The following is an 18,791-nucleotide window of genomic DNA, read 5'->3' on the forward strand; positions in this document are numbered from 1 at the left end:
GTCATCGTGCCACGGCGTACTCCGGATCGGCAGCGGCTGGCGCGATGCCCGACATCACGTGTTCGGCCAGCGCGGTGATGGTGAGGCTCGGGTTGACGCCCAGGTTGGACGAGAGCAGGGCGCCATCGCAGATGATGAAATTGCGGTAGCCATGCACGCGGCCCCAGGCATCGCAGACGCCGGTGTCGGTGCTGTCGCCCATGCCGGCGCCGCCCATGCAGTGCGCGGTCATCGGGATGCCGAACAGCACTTCCGGCAGCGAGGTGAGCGCGGTGCCGCCGAAGCGCTCCGCAAGCCGCAACGCGAACGCATTGGCCTGCGGGATCGAAGTCGGGATGCGCGGCCCGTGGCTGGCCAGTTGCTTGCGGAAGGGCCAGAACCAAGGCCGTTCAAGCCGCATGTCGAGGTGATCGTCGAGGGTCTGCATGCACAGCAGGATCATCGACTCGCGTGCCCAGCCGGTGGGCTTGAGCGTGCGCCACAGGGTGCGCGGATGACGCAGGGCCATGCCGAGCATCGTCGCCAGCCAGTCGCGCTTGCCGCGCGCCATCAGCGTGGAGATGAGGCCCATGGCATCCGAGCCGGCCGGGTAGCGCGTGGCTTCCACATGCGTGTGCGCGTCCAGCTGCACGCCGGAACCGATGGCGATGCCGGTGGAGAGATCGACATCGCTGCCGGGAAAACGCACGCCGATCAACGATTCGGCATTGGTGCGCACGCGCCGCCCGAGTTGCGCGGAGAGCGCCGACAGGTCGCCGCGATCCTTCGCACGCAGCAGCAGGTCCTGCGTGCCAAGAGACGAGGCGGCCATGACGATGCCCTCGCAGCGCAGGCGTTTCCGCTTTGCACGCAGCCCGAAGCCTTGGCGTACGTCCACTTCGTAACCAGTGCCGCCATCGGCATCGAGCGGGCGGATGCGGGTGACGCGGGTTTCCGCCTGCAGCACGGCGCCACGCTTCTGCGCGAGGTGCAGGTAGTTGAGGTCGAGCGTGTTCTTCGCGCCGTGGCGGCAGCCGACCATGCAGCCGCCACATGCGATGCAGCTTGCACGCGCCGGGCCTTCGCCATCGAAATAGGGATCGGGATGCGGCGTGCCGGGCGCTTCGCCCTCGCCACCGAAATACACGCCGACATCGGTGAGCGTGTAGGCATCGGTCAGCCCGGCATCCGCACTGGCGATGCGCAGGCGTTCGTCCGCCGGACCCGGGCGACGGTTGCGGGTGACGCCGAGCATGCGCATCGCGGTGGCGTAATGCGCCGGCATCAACGCATCCCAATCCAGCAGGCCGGCCCACTGGCCCTGCCGCCAGACTTCGCGCGGAGGCACCAGCAAGGTGTTCGCGTAGGTGATGGAACCGCCGCCGACCGCATTGCCGTGCAGCACCACGACATGGCGGAAGAAGCGCAGGCTGAAGAATCCACGCAGGCCGAGCAGCGGCTTCCACAGCCAGCGCGCGAGTTGCCAGTTGCTCGTGGGCAGGGTGTCCGGCGTCCAGTGGCGGCCCTGTTCCAGCACCGCGACGCGATAGCCTTTTTCAGCGAGCCTCAGCGCGGCGACGCTGCCGCCGAAGCCCGAACCGATGACGAGATAGTCGTAGTCGTGATGCGCGGGCATCGGGGCTTCGCAACGGGAGGTGGCGACATCGTATCGCCGCGAAGCCCCCCGGGCGTCAGACGATGCCGGTCGCGTAGAACACCGCGATGATGAAGAACACCGCCGCCGTCTTGATCAACGTGATGGCGAAGATGTCCTTGTACGCCTGGCGATGGGTCAGCCCGGTCACCGCGAGCAGAGTGATCACCGCGCCGTTGTGGGGCAGGGTGTCCATGCCGCCGGAGGCCATCGACGCCACGCGGTGCAGCACTTCCATCGGGATGCCGGCGGCCTGCGCATTGGCGATGAAGGTTTCCGCCATCGCCGCCAGCGCGATCGACATGCCGCCCGAGGCCGAGCCGGTGATGCCGGCCAGCGCGCTCACCGTGATCGCTTCGTTGACCAGCGGATTGGGGATGGCCGACAGCCCGTTGGCGACGACCAGGAAACCCGGCAGCGCGGCGATCACCGCGCCGAAGCCGTATTCCGATGCGGTGTTCATCGCCGCCAGGAGCGACCCGCCGATCGCCGACTTGGTGCCTTCGGCGAAGCTCGCCACCACCGGCTTCCACGCGAACGCGATCACGCACAGGATGCCGACCAGCAGGGCGCCCTGCACGGCCCAGATCGCGGCCACCTTCGACACTTCCTGCACCACCGGCGCCGGGCTGCCGATCACCGCCGGGATGAATTCGTGCGAGGTCCCATAGACGCGCGGAATCAGCAGGGTGAACAGCTTGTTGCTGATGCCGACCAGCAGCAGCGGCAGCAGCGCGATGAAGGGATTGGCCAGCTTGCCGCCGGTGAACGCGGCGGGTTCGTTGAGCAGGGTCGCGGCATCGCCATAACCCTCGCCGTTGCGCAGCGCCACGCGGCGGCGCCAGTCGAGATAGAGCATGCCGAGCACCAGGATGAAGGTGCCGCCGAGCGTGCCCAGCCACGGCGCGGCCCAGGTGTCGGTCTTGAAGAAGGTGGTGGGGATGATGTTCTGGATCTGCGGCGTGCCCGGCAGCGCGTCCATGGTGAAGGTGAACGCGCCGAGCGCGATGGTGCCGGGGATCAGCCGCTTGGGGATGTCGCCTTGGCGGAAGAGCTCGGCGGCGAACGGATACACCGCGAACACCACAACGAACAGCGACACCCCGCCGTAGGTCAGCAGCGCGCAGACCAGCACGATGGCGAGCATCGCGCGTTGCGCGCCGACCACGCGGATGGTGGCGGCGACGATGGACTTGGAGAAGCCGGAGATCTCGATCAGCTTGCCGAACACCGCGCCGAGCAGGAACACCGGGAAATAAAGCTTGAGGAAGCCCACCATCTTGTCCATGAACAGGCCGGTGAACATCGGCGCGACCAGCTGCGGATCGGTCAGCAGCACGGCGCCGAGCGCGGCGATGGGCGCGAACAGGATGACGCTGTAGCCGCGATAGGCGACGTACATCAGGAAGCACAGCGCGGCCAGCACGATCAGGAACGACATCAGGAATCCCCATGTTCCGCGGCGTGCGGAAGGCCGGGCCAGTGTCCGGGCGGGCGGCGGGCCGGCCCATTGTCCGAAGGTACGATGCCGCGCCCCGGTGGCAGGTTCGATGATGCGTCCAACCCGGCGGGGAAGGTCCCGGCCGTATCGCAGCATCTCGGGGAGTTGAAGATGAAAAGCAATGGTTTGAGCCTGGCGATCGCCATGGCACTGGCGGGCACCGCCTTCGTCGCGCCGAACGCGCACGCGCAGCAGGCGCCTGCCAACGACACGACCAGCAAGACCGAACGCAGCCTGGGCACGGTGGTGGTCACCGCCCGCAAGCGCGAGGAGACCCTGCAGGAAGTGCCGGTCGCGGTCACCGCGTTCACCCCGGAGACGCTGGACAAGCTCAACGTCAAGGACCTCGGTGACCTGGACGCACAGGTGCCGAACCTGACCATCTACGCCGCGCGCGGTTCCACCAGCACGGTGACGGCCTATATCCGCGGCGTCGGCCAAGCCGATCCGCTGTGGGGCGTGGACCCGGGCGTGGGCATCTATCTGGATGACGTCTACATCGCGCGTCCGCAGGGTGCGCTGCTCGACGTGTTCGACGTGGACCGCATCGAAGTGCTGCGCGGCCCGCAGGGCACGCTGTACGGAAAGAACACCATCGGCGGCGCGATCAAGTACATCTCGAAGGCTCTGCCGGCCAAGACCTCGGGCTTCGCCTCGGTCAGCGTGGGCAACTACAACCAGCGTGACGTCAAGGCCGCCGTGGGGGGCTCCATCGGCGGCGAGGACAGCGGCCTGCGTGCCCGCCTGGCCGTGGCCAGCATGAAGCGCGACGGCTTCGGCGAGATCCTCAACCAGCCGGGCGAGCAGGTCAGCGACAAGGACATCAAGGCCGCGCGCCTGCAGGTCGGCGCCTTCGCCGGTGACAACTTCGACGTGCAGTTCGCGCTGGACTGGATGGATGACGGCTCCGGCATGCGTGCCGCCAAGATGCTGGAGCCCAACCCGCTGGCACCGACGTATCCGCCGCTGTCCAGCCGCTATGACATCCGCAGCGCGATGCGCAACGTCAACGACACCACGATGAAGGGCATGTCGGCCACGGTGAACTGGCGTCCCAACGAGGACTGGGCGGTCAAGTACGTCATCGCCAAGCGCGAGTCCGACACCCACACCGCGATCGACTTCGACGTCACTCCGCTGACCCTGGTCGATGTGTACGCCAACTACAACGACAGCCAGGTCAGCCACGAACTGCAGGCCAACTTCGACGGCGGTGGCCGCGCCCGCGGCGTGTTCGGCATCTATGCCTTCAACGGCGATGCCGGCGGCCAGGTGCTCAACCATTTCTACAACCCGCTGGCGGCCACCGGCCTGACCAACCCGCTGTTCGGCGATACCCAGGGCGTAGTCAACACCAAGTCCTTCGCGGCCTATGCCGACTGGACCTTCGACATCACCGAAAAGCTGGCGCTGGATGTCGGCGCCCGCTACACCGACGAAGACAAGCACGCCATCGCGCTGAACAAGTTCTACACCAGCCTCGCGTACACGACCTCGTGGGGCACGGCGGCCAACTTCAACAAGACGGTCAACTTCAAGAACGTCTCGCCGAAAGTGTCGCTGAACTACCAGGTCACGCCGGACATCATGGTCTACGGCCTGGCGTCGCGCGGCTTCAAGTCGGGCGGCTACAACATCCGCGCCAACACCACGGCGGTGCCGCGTTCGGGCGAGCCTTTCCAGGACGAGTCGGTCGACAGCTACGAGATCGGCACCAAGATGGGCCTGCTGGACAACACCCTGTTCCTCAACCTCGCGGCCTTCCACAACCGCTACAAGGACATCCAGCTGTCGGTGTTCACCAGCTACACGCTGCCCAACGGCACGCAGAGCTTCTTCGGTGACTTCACCAATGCCGGTCGCGGCACGGTCAACGGCGCCGAAATCGAATACCAGTGGCTGCCGAGCGCGCACTGGCTGATCAGCGGCAACCTGGCCTGGCTGGATTCCAAGTACGACGAGTTCATCACCAGCGGCGTCAACGTGGCCAACACGCAGCACTTCACCAACGCACCGAAGTTCTCCGGCGCGATCAATGCGGAATGGCGCACCGAGCTCGCCAACGGCGGCAGCTTCTCCGCCCGCGTCGGCTACAGCTACCAGACCGGCGTGTGGCCGACCACCGATCTCAGCAAGGCGATCTACCAGCCGTCCTACGGCCTGCTGGGTGCCGGCGTGACCTGGAAGCCGAGCGCACCGTGGACGCTGTCGCTGCAGGGCAGCAACCTGACCGACGAGGAATACCGCACCACCGGCTACAACATCGCCGCCTACGGCGTGCTGACCGGTTTCTACGGCCCGCCGCGCCAGTACACGCTGACCGCCCGCTACGACTTCTGATCCACCGGTCGTGACGCCCGAACGCCGCCGTAATCCGGCGGCGTTCGCGTTGCGGCGATATATGCTCGCGCGATGACGCATATCTCCTTCCTGCGCACCGGGCCGAACGCATGCTGAGCGTGCCGGTCGTCATCGCCGCCAGCCTGGCCTGGTTGTTGATGATGTTCGGCGTGGCGCTGCTGGCGGAGCGCCGCCCGGCCTTGCTGGCCCGCAACTGGCGGCATGTGTATGCGCTGTCGCTGGCGCTGTACTGCACGTCGTGGACGTTCTTCGGCACGGTCACGCAGGCCGCGCGTTACGGCTGGCCGCTGCCGCCCACCTTCGTCGGTACCTTGCTGCTGTACGCGTTGGGTGCGGCGCTATTGATGAAGCTGGTCAAGCTGTCGCGCTCGCTCAATGCGACATCGCTGGCCGACCTCATCGCCTCGCGCCTCGGCAAGGATCCGTGGCTGGCGGCGACGGTCACCCTGGTCGCCGCGCTTGGCCTCATTCCCTACATCGCCTTGCAGTTGCGCGCGGTGACTTCGGGTTTCGAAATGCTGGTGGGCCGCGACGCGCTGGCCGCGCAGCCGTGGCCGGACAGCACCATCTACGTCGCGCTGGCCATGGCCGTATTCGCCATCGCCTTCGGTGCGCGCCAGGCCAATGCCGCGGAACACAACCGCGGGCTGGTGCTGGCGATGGCCTTCGACTCACTGTTCAAGCTGGTGGCGATGCTCGCGCTGGGCATCTTCGTCTGGCGGCATTTTGGCGAACGCATCAGTGCGTTCCAGGCGCCGCGCAGTTCCGCCGATGGCTTCATGCCGCTGGTGGTGCTGGGCGTGCTGGCGATGTTCACCCTGCCGCATCAATTCCACATCGGCGTGGTCGAGTGCCGTGATGCATCCCATGTGCGCACCGCACGCTGGCTGTTCCCGCTGTACCTGGTGCTGATCGCGCTGCCGGTGTTGCCGCTGGCGCGGGCGGGGCAGGCGGTGTTCGGCACCAGCGTGCCTTCGGATTCCTACGTGCTAGCGTTGCCGCTGGCCGAAGGCAATGTCGGGATGGCGATGCTGGCTTTCCTCGGCGGCTTGAGCGCGGCCACCGGCATGGTGGTGGTGAGCACGCTGACGCTGAGCCTGATGATCGCCAACCATTGGGTGTTGCCGTGGCTGTCACGCACCTGGGGGCGTTCGGGCGAAGGCGACCTGCGCGGTTCGGTGCTGCTGCTCAGGCGCGGCGGCATCATCGCCATCATGTTGCTGGCGTGGAGCTACAGCCACTTCATCGCCGGCAACGCGGCACTGGCGGATGTCGGCGCGTTCTCGTTCTCGGCACTCGCCACGCTCGCACCCGCGCTGGCTTTCGCGATGTGGCGGCCGCAGACCTCGCCGCGCGCGGTCACCGCTGGCGTGGTCTGCGCGTTCCTGGCCTGGGGCTGGGCGCTGCCCTTGCCGTTGATGCTGGAAAACATGACGCCTTCGCCGGGCTGGCGCGTCGATGGACCGTGGGGCTGGTCGTGGCTCGCGCCCGATGGCCTGTTCGCGCTCACCAGTTGGAGCCGCCTCGGTCGCGCGGTGGTGGCCAGCCTGCTGGTCGGTGCGCTGGTGACGTGGATGGCCACGCAATGGCAGCGGCCGATGCAACGCGGTGCACGTGCCCGGCTCGATGTGCATGTGTTGCGTTCACTGGCGCGACGCTTCCTGCCACCGGCGCGTGTCGATGCGTTGATGGCGAAGGAGCCGGGCCGCGCGATGGCGCCGGCGGAAGTGGAAGCGGCGGTGGAGCATGAACTCGCCGCCGTGGTCGGCGCGGCTTCGGCACGCCTGCTGCTCAACGCCGCGCGCCGCGAAAGCGGCAGCCGGCTGGATGCGGTCGCCGACATCGTCGATGAAACCGCGCAGGACCTGCGCTTCAACCAGCGCGTGCTGGAAGCGGCGCTGGAGAACATGAGCCAGGGCATCAGCGTGGTCGATGCCGATCTGCGCCTGGTTGCGTGGAACCGCCGCTATGCCGAGATGTTCGATTTCCCGGCTGGCCTGCTGAAAGTCGGCCTGCCGATCAGCGAAGCCAGCCGCTGGGCACTTGCACGGCTGCCGGCGGGCCGCGACATCGAAGAGGCATTGACCCGCCGCCTCGACCATATGCGCACCGGCACGCCGCATCTGTCCGAACGCGTGCTGCCCGACGGCAGCATCATCGAAATCCGCGGCAACCCGATGCCTGGCGGCGGCTTCGTCGCCACGTTTACCGATGTCACCGCCTTCCGCGAAGCCGAGGCCGGCCTGAAGCGCGTCAATGAGACGCTCGAACACCGCGTCGCCGAACGCACCGCCTTGCTCGATGGCGCACGCCGCATGGCCGAGCGCGCCAACGACGCCAAGAGCCGCTTCCTTGCCGCCATCGGCCATGACCTGCTGCAGCCGCTGCATGCCGCGCACCTGTTCGTGGATGCGTTGATGCAGCGCGTGCGCGAACCCGAATCGCGCCGGCTGACGCGGCAGGTGGCCGGTGCGCTCGATTCGACCAATGTGCTGCTGAGCGACCTGCTGGACATGTCGCGGCTGGAGGCCGGCGGACTGGTGCCGGAGATCCGCGCGTTCCCGCTGTCCGATGTGTTCGGGCCACTACGTTCGGAAGGCCAGGCGCTAGCGGAAGAGCAGGGCCTGCAGCTCGACTTCGTGCCGACCCGCGCCTGGGTGCGCAGCGATCCTCAGCTGCTGCGGCGCGTGCTGCAGAACTTCCTGTCCAATGCGCTCCGCCACACGCCGCAGGGACGCGTGGTGGTGGGCGTGCGACGAGTCGGCGGGCAGTTGCGCATCGAAGTACACGACACCGGCCCCGGCATCAGCGAGGCGCAGCGCGGGCTGATCTTCGAGGAGTTCCGTCGCGGCGAACATGCGCGCGGACAGGGGCTCGGCCTGGGGCTCTCGATCGCGCGCGGCATCGCGAGCGTGCTGCAGATGCCGATCGGCCTGCGCAGCCGCACCGGACGTGGCAGCGTGTTCCATGTCGATGTGCCGCGTGCGCCGGCCATGCCGATGGCGCGTCACCCGCGTGCCGGATTCGCCGGCCTGCGCCTGCTCGCCGTGGACAACGATGCCGCCGCGCTCTCCGCGCTCTCCGCCGTGCTGTCGGGATGGGGCTGCGATGTCGCCGCCTGCGCCAACGGCAGCGAGGCCGAAGCGGCGCTCGCTGCCAAGCCTGCCGACCTGTGGGTCTTCGACTACCACCTCGACGACGGCGACGATGGCGTCGCGCTCTGCCAGCGCCTGCGCGAACGTCACGGCGCCGCACCCTGCCTGATCATGAGCGCCGACCAGACCGGGGCCGTGCGCGCGGCAGCGCAGGAAGCCGGTTTGCCGCTGGTCATCAAACCGCTCAGGCCGCTGGCGTTGAAGTCGGTGCTGGACCGGTTGCTGGCGGCGCGGGCGGCGGGTTGAGGCTGCTACGAACAGTGTGCGAAGACGCAGGCCCGCCGACTAAACATCCCGTCATTCAGGCTAGGATCGGAGCCTCTGTGGCGACCCGGGGCATGGACAGATGATGCGCTTCCCCAAATCCTCCGCGCTCGGGCATGTGGCTGTCGCATTGGCATGTGCGTTGGCCTGCAGTGCTGTCCAGGCCCGCAACACCACCGATTCGGAACGCACGATCGTCGAGAGCAGGGCGTTCCTGAGTGCCCACCCCGACCTCCTGTTCCGGATCCGCGGCTTCGAACTGCTCAACCAGAAGGCCCCGGAGAAAGCGCGCGACGCCTTCAGGAAGGCCGCCCTGTATGGCGACAAGCCTTCGCAGGCGGCGCTGGCGGGCATGTACTGGGATGGGACGGGCGTCGCGCGTGACCGGCCGCTCGCCTATGCATGGATGGATCTGGCCGCGGAACGCGCCTATCCGGACTTCATCGCGATGCGGGAAAAGTTCTGGGCGTCGATGGATGAATCCGAACGCGCACGGGCGCTGCAGCAGGGCGCGGCGGTCTATGCCCGCTACGGCGATGAAGTCGCCAAGCCGCGGCTGGCGCGCGAACTGCGCCGCGAGCGCCGCAAGGTGGTGGGCAGCCGCACCGGATATGCCGCCAACGCCAAGGTCAGGCTGCCCAATCCGGTGACGGGCGGTGCGGATTCGAGCGTGGAACAGCCGTACATCGTCATCGACGGCAGCCAGTTCTATGCCGACAAGTTCTGGCAACCCGAGGTCTACCACGCATGGCTCGATGAGCAGTGGAAAGCGCCGCGCGAAGGCCGGGTGGAAGTAGGGCCGATCAAGCCGGTGAAAAGCCGCATCGATCCGAAAGGAAAAAAGCCCGCCAAGCCGTGATCGTCGCGGGGCGACGAGACCCGGTCAGATCTGCCGCGCCGGATCCTTCAACTCCAGCTCGCGCAGCACCACGCCGGCCTGCGTCCGGTTGCGCACGCCGAGCCGCTCGAAGATCGCCGACAGATGCGCCTTCACCGTGCGTTCCTGCACCTGCAGACGGTCGGCGATCTGTTTGTTGAGCAGGCCCTCGGCCACCAGCGTCAGTACGCGGAACTGCTGCGGTGACAGGCTGGCCAGGCGCGCGGCCAGCGCGGCGTCCTCGGGCTCGGATTCGGCATTCGCCACCGACGCACGCAGGCTGGCCGGCAGCCATTGCGCGCAGTCCATGACGGTGAGGATGGATTGCGCGCAGTTCGTCCAGCCCGGAACTCTTCGGCAGGTAGCCGGCGGCGCCATGGTCCAGCGCGCGACGCACCACGCGCGGGTCCTCGTTGGCCGAGACCACGATCACCGCCACGCCGGGGTGCTGCGCGCGTACCGCCGCCAGTCCGGCCAGGCCGTGGCTGCCGGGCATGTGCAGGTCCAGCAGCACCAGGTCGATGTCGGGGTGGGCGTCGAGCGTGGCCAGCACCGCATCGAGCGCGCCGGCTTCGTGCAGGGTCACGCCTTTGCCCAGCGCATCCTGCGCCGCCTGCCGCAATGCGGCGCGGAACAGCGGATGGTCGTCGGCGATCAGCAGCGAAGTGGCGCTCATCGGGTCACGTTAACAGTTCGCGCCAAGCCTGCCTTGGTACCAAAGTACGATGCTGCCCCCGGGGCGCCGCAGTATGCTCCGGGCATGAACAAACCCCGTCATCGCACGTGCTGGACGCGTGCCGTCGCCTGCGCCGTACTCATTCTTTCCGTCGGCGCCTGCGCCAGCCTCGGAGGCCCGATGTCCACCGCCCCGACCGATGTGACGACCAGCGTGCATCGCGATGGCGACGACCTGCTGACCGCCGGCCTCGGCGCCGCGGGCCTGCGTAGCGTCGCGCCGCCGGCCTTCGCAGATGCCGAACATCCGACCGCCATCGAGCTGCGCCGTCGCGCCATCTGGAGCAGCTGGCGCGGCATCGCCGACCTCGGCCCGACCGGCGGCTACGGCACCGTCTACGGCAGCCTGGCCGATGTGCCGGGCCGTGAGTTCTCCGCACTCGCGTTCGTGCCGGGGGCTCAGCATCCGCATCGCGTGCTCGCCCAGGTGCCCGACAGTTTCGACATCAGGAAGCGCTGCCTGGTGGTGACGGTCGCCTCCGGTTCGCGCGGCGTCTATGGCGCGATGGCGGTCGGCGCGGCCTGGGGCCTGTCGCGCGGCTGCGCCGTGGTGCATACCGACAAGGGCGCGGGCAGCGATTATTTCGATCTGGATGCCGGACAGGGCGTCGCGGTGGATGGCCGCATCGCCGGGCCGGAATCCCGCCTCGCGTTCGCGCCGGCCAATGCGCAGGGCAGCGGCATCGCCTTCAAGCACGCGCACTCGCAGGACAACCCGGAAGCCGACTGGGGCCGCCATGCGCGCCAGGCCGCCGAGTTCGGCCTGCGTTCGCTGGCGATGGCGTTTCCGGATGCCGCGCCTTTCACCTTCGACAACACCCGGGTGATCGCTGTCGGCATCTCCAATGGCGGCGGTGCCGTGCTGCGTGCCGCCGAACAGCAGGACGACTGGCTGGATGGCGTGGTCGCCGGCGAGCCCAACGTGCTGGCGAACATTCCCGGCGCCCGCGCGCTCTACGACTACACCACCGAGGCCGCGCTGCTGATGCCCTGCGCGTTGCCGGCGCTCGGCCTCCCGGCGATGCCGACCAGCGAAGCCTTCTGCGCCGCGCTCGCCGCCGACGGCCTGATCGAAGGCAAGGACCTGGCCGCGCGGCAGAAGTCGGCGCTGGCCCGCCTGCGTGATGCCGGCTGGAGCGATCCCGCCCTGCGCGCCGCGGCCACCAGCACCGGCTTCGACCTGTGGCGCGCGGTCGCAGGCACCTACGCCTCGGCCTACACCCGCGCCGCGCACGACGCGCATCCCTGCGGCTATCGCTTCTCGGCGATGGAGGCCGGCAAGCCGCGCGCCGCCAGCGCCAGCGAACGCGCCGCGTGGTGGTCGGACGCCAGCGGCATTCCGCCGGGCGCGGGCGTGCAGATCGTCGATCCCGATGCCGCCACAGCATTCGGCCTGCCGGGCCTGAAGTGCCTGCGCGGGCTGTGGACCGGGCAGGGGGATGTGGCGAAGCGGTTGCAGGCCGGCGTGGCCGAAACCCGCGCCGCGCCGCCGCGTGCCGGGCTGCCGGTGATCGTGGTCCACGGCACCGATGACGGCCTGATCCCGGCCGCCTTCAGCAGCGCGCCCTACGTGGCCGAGGCGCGTGCCGCCGGCCGTGACGTGCGCTACTGGCAGGTCCAGCGCGCCCAGCATTTCGATGCCTTCCTCGCGCTGCCGGCGTTCTCGGCGCAGCACGTTCCGCTGCTGCCCTATGTCTATGCGGCGCTGGACCGGCTGGACGCGCACCTGGACGGCACCGCCGCATTGCCCGCCGATGCCGTCATCCCGGCCCGCCCGCGCGAGGCCGGCAAGCCACTGCAGATCGGGGAGCTCGCCATCCCGCGTTGAGGCCGCTGGCCGGCCGGGTTGCCGGGACACCCTCGCGCGGCTATGATGTCGCGCTTGAAAGCGGCTGCCAGTCGGCCGTTTCCGGGATCGGGCAGGGCACCACGCCGCCGATCCGGGGCCTCCCGGTCGCAGTCGCGGCGGGAACCGGACATCGCAATACCGGAAAGGGCCCAACGGGCCCTTTTTTGTTTTGGCCGCAACACGGAATCCAGATGGACAAGGCACGACAAATCAGCGAGTTGCTGGCCCCGACGGTCTCGTCGCTCGGGCTCGACCTGCTGGGCATCGAATACCTGCCGGCCCCCGGTGGTGCCGTCGTGCGCCTGTACATCGACTATCCGGCCGATGCCGCGCCGGTGCAGGGCGAAGACGGCCAGCCGGTGCAGCCGTTGGTCGGCATCGACGAATGCGAGCAGGTCAGCCGTGAAGTCTCGGCCCAGCTCGACGTCGAAGACCCGATCAGCGGCAATTACACGCTGGAAGTGTCTTCGCCCGGCATCGACCGCCCGCTGTTCACGCCGGCCCAGTTCGCCCGTTTCGCCGGGCAGAACGCCAAGGTCGGCTTGAAGCTGCCGCAGGATGGCCGTCGCCGCCTGACCGGGCGCATCGTCGCGGTCGAAGGCGACACCGTCCGTTTCGACATCGACGGCCAGCCCTTCGAGGCGGCCATCGACAACATCGACAAGGCGCGGCTGGTCCCCGACTGGGCCGCGATGGGCTATGCCCCGGGCAAGCCCGGCAAGAAATCCGGCGCCAAGCCGAAAAAACCCGAATCCACCAAGCAGGCGGAACGTCCCGCCGATGCGGAGTCTGAAAAATGAGCAAGGAGTTGTTGCTGGTCGTCGACGCGGTCGCCAACGAGAAGGGCGTGCCGCCGGAAGTGATCTTCGATGCGATCGAGGCCGCGCTGGCTTCGGCCGCCAAGAAGCGCTACCCCGAACAGGACGTGGCGATCCGCGTCGCCATCGACCCCAAGGATGGCAGCTACGAGACGTTCCGCCGCTGGGAAGTGGTGGCCGATGACGTGGTGATGGAGTCCCCGGACCGCCAGCTGCGCCTGATGGACGCGCTCGACGAGAGCGAGGGCGTCGAGGTCGGTGACTTCATCGAGGAGCAGGTCGAGAACGCCGAGTTCGGCCGCATCGCCGCGCAGGCCGCCAAGCAGGTCATCGTCCAGCGCGTGCGCGAGGCCGAGCGCCAGCAGGTCGTCGACGAGTGGAAGGATCGCGTCGGCGAACTGGTCAACGGCACGGTCAAGCGCGTCGAGCGCGGCAACATCTACGTGGACCTCGGCGGCAACGCCGAAGCCTTCATCCCCAAGGACAAGGGCATCCCGCGCGACATCCTGCGTACCGGCGACCGCGTCCGCGGCTACCTGTACGACGTGCGCAGCGAGCCGCGTGGCCCGCAGCTGTTCATCAGCCGCGCCGCGCCGGAATTCATGATGGAACTGTTCCGCCTCGAGGTGCCGGAAGTCGGCCAGGGCCTGGTGGACATCAAGGCCTGCGCCCGCGACCCGGGCGACCGCGCCAAGATCGCCGTGCTGGCCTACGACAACCGCACCGACCCGATCGGCGCCTGCATCGGCATGCGCGGTTCGCGCGTGCAGGCGGTGACCAACGAGTTGAACGGCGAGCGCGTCGACATCGTGCTGTGGAGCGACAACGCCGCGCAGTTCGTGATCAACGCGATGGCGCCGGCCGAAGTGCAGTCGATCATCGTCGATGAAGAAAAGCATTCGATGGACCTGGCCGTGGCCGAGGAACTGCTGGCCAAGGCGATCGGCAAGGGCGGCCAGAACGTGCGCCTCGCCAGCCGCCTGACCGGTTGGCAGCTCAACGTGATGACCGCTGACCAGGTGGCCGCCAAGTCCGAGGCCGAACAGGCCGTCGCCCGCCAGCTGTTCGTGGACAAGCTGGAAGTGGACGAGGAAATCGCCGGCATCCTGGTGGCGGAAGGTTTCAGCACGGTCGAGGAAATCGCCTACGTGCCGGTCGGCGAGCTGCTGGCGGTCGAGGGCTTCGACGAGGACATCGTCGAGGAACTCCGCGCCCGCGCCCGCGACGCGCTGCTCAACGACGCGCTGGCCGCCGAGGAGGAGCTGGACGAACACCAGCCCGCCGAGGACCTGCTCGCGCTCGAAGGCATGGACGAGGCGACCGCCTACGTGCTGGCTTCGCGCGGCGTGCGCACCCGCGAGGACCTGGCCGAACTCGCCGTGGACGAGATGACCGACATCGAGGACATGGACGAGGCGCGTGCCTCGGCGCTGATCATGGAAGCACGCAAGCACTGGTTCGAGTGACGGGTCGGCGAAAGGCCGCACGCTAGAATCGAAAACATCGGCCGCGCGCCTTGCGCCGGCCCGCAAACGGAAAACGCATGTCGCAGAAAACCACCATCCGCAAGCTCGCCGAACTGGTCAACACGCCGGTCGAAAAGCTGCTGGAGCAACTCTCCGAAGCCGGTATGCCGTTCAAGGACGCCGACGAGGAAGTCACGAGCGCGCAGAAGGTGAAGCTGCTCGGCTTCCTCCGTCGCACCCATGGCCGCACCGACGCGGCAGCCGAACCGACCGGCGAGGCGCCGAAGAAGATCACCCTGTCGCGTCGCAACGTGCAGGAAATCACCGTGGGCGGCGGCCGCAACAAGCAGACCGTCGACGTGGTGGTGCGCAAGAAGGTCACGCTGGTCAACAAGGGCGCGGGCACCGCACCGCCGTCCCCGGATGACGAGCGCGCCGATGCGCTGCGCAAGCTGGAGGAATCGCGCCAGCGCAATCTGGCCGAACAGCAGGCATTGGCCGAAGCCGATGCCCGCCGCCGCGAGGAGGCCGAGGCCGCCCGCGTGCAGGCCGAGGAAGAAGCCAAGCGCCTCGCCGCCGAGGCCGCCGAAGCAGCTGCGGTGACGACCGAAACCCCGGCCGCGCGCAAGCCCGGCACCCACGGCACGCCGCATGCGCCGCGTCCGGCCCGCCCGGAACCGGCGCGCGACGACCGCCACAACAAGGCCGCCAAGCCGCGTGGTTCGCACGTCATGGTCGCCGGTGTCGAGGACGACGATTCCACCTCCAAGTTCGCCGGCCAGCTGCATCTGTCGGCGGCCGACCGCGCCCGTCGTGGCGCCACCCGCGGCAAGCCGAAGGCGCGTCGCGCCGTCGAGCAGTCGCGCAGTGGCGGCGGCGAGCATGGCTTCCAGCGCCCGACCGAGAAGATCGTGCGTGAAGTGGCCATCGGCGAGGCGATCACCGTCGGCGACCTCGCCCAGAAGCTCGCGCTCAAGGGCGGCGACGTGGTCAAGGCGCTGTTCAAGATGGGCGTGATGGCCACCATCACCCAGACCATCGACCACGACACCGCGGTGCTGGTGGTCGAGGAACTCGGTCACAAGGCCGTGCGTGCCGATGCGGATGACGCGGAAACCGAACTGCTGGCCCACGTCGAGGACGTGCAGGGCGAGAAGTCGCCGCGTCCGCCGGTGGTCACCATCATGGGCCACGTCGACCACGGCAAGACCTCGCTGCTGGATTACATCCGCCGCACCAAGGTCGCCACCGGCGAGGCGGGTGGCATCACCCAGCACATCGGTGCCTACCACGTCGAAACCGACAAGGGCGTCATCAGCTTCCTGGATACGCCGGGCCATGCCGCGTTCTCGCAGATGCGTGCGCGCGGCGCCAAGCTCACCGACATCGTGGTGCTGGTGGTCGCGGCCGACGACGGCGTGATGCCGCAGACCCGCGAGGCCGTGCAGCACGCCAAGTCCGCCGGCGTGCCGCTGATCGTCGCCATCAACAAGATCGACAAGTCCGATGCCGATCCGCTGCGCGTCAAGAACGAGCTGCTGGAAACCGAAGTCGTGGCCGAGGATTTCGGCGGCGACACGCAGATGGTCGAGCTCTCGGCCAAGACCGGCCTGGGCGTCGACAACCTGCTCGATGCGATCAGCCTGCAGGCCGAAGTGCTCGAACTGACGGCCGTGGTCGATGCCCGCGCCACCGGCGTGGTGATCGAATCCGCGCTCGACAAGGGCCGTGGCCCGGTCGCGACGGTGCTGGTCCAGCAGGGCACCCTGCAGAAGGGCGACTACCTGGTCTGCGGCGTGCAGTACGGCCGCGTCCGCGCGATGTTCGACGAGACCGGCAGCCAGGTGCAGAGCGCCGGGCCGTCGATCCCGGTGCAGGTGCTTGGCCTGTCCGGCGTGCCGGATGCGGGCGACGACTTCGTGGTCGTGGCCGACGAGCGCCTGGCCAAGGATGTCGCGCAGCAGCGTGACGCCAAGCGCCGCGAGACCCGCCTGATGAAGCAGGCCGGCAACCGCATGGAAGACATCCTGTCGCAGATGGGCGAGGGCGCGACGCAGGCCCAGCTCAACCTGGTGGTGAAGGCCGACGTGCAGGGTTCCGTCGAGGCGCTGCGCGAGGCCCTGACCAGCCTGTCCAACGACCAGATCCGCATCAACGTGATCGGCTCGGGCGTTGGCGGCATCACCGAATCCGACGCACAGCTGGCTGCGACCTCCAAGGCCACGGTGATCGGCTTCAACGTGCGTGCCGACGCTTCGGCGCGCAAGGTGATCGAAGGCAACGGCGTCGACCTGCGTTACTTCTCGATCATCTATGACGTCATCGACCAGGTGAAGCAGATCGCCTCGGGCGTGCTGGGCATGGAGATCCGCGAAGAGATCATCGGCACCGCCGAAGTGATGGAAGTGTTCCGTCATTCCAGGTTCGGTTCGATCGCCGGCTCCCGCGTGATCGAAGGCATGATCCGCCGTGGCAAGCCGATCCGCGTGCTGCGCGACGATACCGTGATCTTCTCCGGCGAACTGGATTCGCTGCGCCGCTTCAAGGAAGACGTGGACGAAGTGCGCAACGGCACCGAGTGCGGCATCGGCGTGAAGGGCTACGACCAGGTGCGTGCCGGCGACAAGATCGAGTGCTTCGAGCGCATCGAAGTGCAGCGGACGCTCTGACGCGTGGCAGGACAGCGCAAATCGTTCCACCGGACCGATCGGGTCTCGGCGCAGATGCGCCGGGACCTGGGCACCCTGGTCCACAACGCGGTGCGTGAACTGGGCCTGCCCTCGGTCAGCGTGTCCGATGTCGAGGTCACCCGTGACCTGGCCCATGCCAAGGTCTTCGTCACCGCATTGCAGGCCGAACGTTCGGCCGAAGCGGTGGCGGGGCTCAAGGCGCACGCCAAGGAAATCCGCTACGAGCTGGCGCATGTGATGAAGCTTCGGCACGTGCCGGAACTGCATTTCTTCTACGACGATTCGGTGGACCGCGGCGAGCGCATCGACACCCTGCTGCGCGATCTTCCCGATACCGACGACGCCGCCGCGCCCAGCGACGAAGCCGAGTAAGCGCCGCGCGCCCGCGCGCCGCGACCTACAATCCCCGCATGTCGAAACCGCGCACGCGCCATCGCTTCCGCAAGCTCCACGGCATCCTGCTGCTGGACAAGGCGAGCGGGCCGAGTTCCAACCAGGCCCTGCAGCGCGTCCGCCATCTGTTCCGCGCGGAGAAGGCCGGGCATACCGGCGCACTGGATCCGCTCGCCACCGGCCTGCTGCCGGTCTGCTTTGGCGAGGCGACGAAGATCGCCGGCGGCCTGCTCGGTGCGCGCAAGGCCTACGAGACCGTGGCCCGGCTCGGCATCACCACCGATACCGATGACGCCGAAGGCCAGGTGCTGCGCGAACGCCCGGTGCCGCCGCTCGACATCGCCACCATCGATGCGGCTCTGGCCCGGTTCAGCGGCCGCATCCAGCAGGTGCCGCCGATCTATTCGGCGCTCAAGCGTGGCGGCGAGCCGCTGTACGCGAAAGCGCGCCGCGGCGAGACCATCGAGATCGAACCGCGCGAGGTCGATGTCCACGAGTTCAGCCTGCAATCGGCGGCCGACCTGCTGGACACTGCGCCCAAGCTGCGCCTGCATGTGGAATGCGGATCCGGCACCTATGTGCGCTCGCTGGTGCGCGACCTGGGCGAACTGCTCGGCTGTGGTGCGCACGTGACCGAGCTGCGCCGGCTCTGGGTGGACCCGTTCCGCGAGCCGAGGATGTGGACGATGGAGGCGCTCGAAGCCATGGCCGAGCGTGGCGAGCACCATCTCGATGCCTGCCTGCTGCCGATCGAGGCCGGCATGGTGTCCTGGCCGGAAGTGCGCCTGGTCGAGGCGCAGGCCGCGCGCCTGGGGCAGGGCCAGACCGTGCGGGCCGCGTTCCGCCACCTGGGCGAGGTCGCCGTCTGCGATGCCGATGGCCGTGCACTCGGCCTGGGCCACATCGACGCCGAGGGCGTGCTGCGCCCGAAACGCCTGTTCAGCTGGGCCAGCGCCACGCCGGTCCAGCCCATGGCACCGCCGGCCGCCTAGGCCCGCGCCTTGCCGCTGCCGGTCCTTCGGGGCTACAATTCGCGCGCCGTTTTCACG

At 68.4% G+C, this 18,791-nt stretch carries 11 protein-coding genes and 1 pseudogene; 9 read left to right on the forward strand and 3 right to left on the reverse strand.

The window, feature by feature from the left end:
• Position 1 precedes the first annotated feature (1 nt).
• Together DCD74_RS03480 and DCD74_RS03485 are read right to left on the reverse strand one after the other, a co-directional pair.
• Positions 2–1,615 carry a GMC family oxidoreductase gene (locus tag DCD74_RS03480; RefSeq protein WP_112926089.1) on the reverse strand — a complete coding sequence of 538 codons (1,614 nt, stop codon included), beginning with the start codon at positions 1,613–1,615 and terminating at the stop codon, positions 2–4.
• Positions 1,616–1,670: 55 nt separating this feature from the next.
• On the reverse strand, positions 1,671–3,074 hold the full coding sequence (locus tag DCD74_RS03485) for a GntP family permease (protein ID WP_112926090.1): 1,404 nt from the start codon (positions 3,072–3,074) through the stop codon (positions 1,671–1,673).
• Between the two features lie 171 nt (positions 3,075–3,245).
• Here DCD74_RS03485 and DCD74_RS03490 point away from each other — a divergent pair, with 171 nt between their 5' ends.
• The 3 genes from DCD74_RS03490 (at position 3,246) to DCD74_RS03500 (ending at position 9,773) form a co-directional block, all read left to right on the forward strand.
• Positions 3,246–5,474 (forward strand): TonB-dependent receptor, encoded by a 2,229-nt coding sequence (locus DCD74_RS03490; RefSeq protein ID WP_112927642.1) that lies wholly within the window; start codon positions 3,246–3,248, stop codon positions 5,472–5,474.
• A 110-nt stretch (positions 5,475–5,584) separates the two neighbouring features.
• Positions 5,585–8,896 (forward strand): hybrid sensor histidine kinase/response regulator, encoded by a 3,312-nt coding sequence (locus tag DCD74_RS03495; protein ID WP_112926091.1) that lies wholly within the window; start codon positions 5,585–5,587, stop codon positions 8,894–8,896.
• A 103-nt stretch (positions 8,897–8,999) separates the two neighbouring features.
• A complete protein-coding gene (locus DCD74_RS03500; protein ID WP_217424281.1) occupies positions 9,000–9,773 on the forward strand; it encodes a tetratricopeptide repeat protein in 774 nt (257 codons plus the stop codon).
• A 24-nt stretch (positions 9,774–9,797) separates the two neighbouring features.
• On the opposite strand, the pseudogene DCD74_RS03505 reads toward DCD74_RS03500, so the two are convergent.
• Positions 9,798–10,467: pseudogene (locus DCD74_RS03505) on the reverse strand (response regulator transcription factor).
• An 84-nt stretch (positions 10,468–10,551) separates the two neighbouring features.
• Here DCD74_RS03505 and DCD74_RS03510 point away from each other — a divergent pair.
• From DCD74_RS03510 to truB, 6 genes are all read left to right on the forward strand, one after another.
• Positions 10,552–12,354: a D-(-)-3-hydroxybutyrate oligomer hydrolase gene (locus DCD74_RS03510; protein WP_237049647.1), complete on the forward strand. Its 1,803-nt coding sequence runs from the start codon at positions 10,552–10,554 to the stop codon at positions 12,352–12,354.
• Between the two features lie 212 nt (positions 12,355–12,566).
• Entirely contained in the window at positions 12,567–13,175 is a 609-nt protein-coding gene (locus DCD74_RS03515) for a ribosome maturation factor RimP (RefSeq protein ID WP_112926094.1), read from the forward strand.
• Positions 13,172–14,659: a transcription termination factor NusA gene (gene nusA, locus DCD74_RS03520; RefSeq protein WP_112926095.1), complete on the forward strand. Its 1,488-nt coding sequence runs from the start codon at positions 13,172–13,174 to the stop codon at positions 14,657–14,659. The genes DCD74_RS03515 and nusA overlap by 4 nt, the downstream gene beginning before the upstream one ends.
• Positions 14,660–14,736: 77 nt before the next feature.
• Entirely contained in the window at positions 14,737–17,328 is a 2,592-nt protein-coding gene (gene infB / locus DCD74_RS03525) for a translation initiation factor IF-2 (RefSeq protein WP_112926096.1), read from the forward strand.
• 54 nt (positions 17,329–17,382) lie between these two features.
• Positions 17,383–17,721, forward strand: a complete 339-nt coding sequence (gene rbfA, locus DCD74_RS03530) for a 30S ribosome-binding factor RbfA (RefSeq protein ID WP_112926097.1) — start codon at positions 17,383–17,385, stop codon at positions 17,719–17,721.
• 38 nt (positions 17,722–17,759) lie between these two features.
• On the forward strand, positions 17,760–18,734 hold the full coding sequence (gene truB, locus DCD74_RS03535) for a tRNA pseudouridine(55) synthase TruB (protein ID WP_112926098.1): 975 nt from the start codon (positions 17,760–17,762) through the stop codon (positions 18,732–18,734).
• Positions 18,735–18,791 lie beyond the last annotated feature (57 nt).

The organism is Lysobacter oculi (genome assembly GCF_003293695.1).
GTDB lineage: Bacteria > Pseudomonadota > Gammaproteobacteria > Xanthomonadales > Xanthomonadaceae > Solilutibacter > Solilutibacter oculi.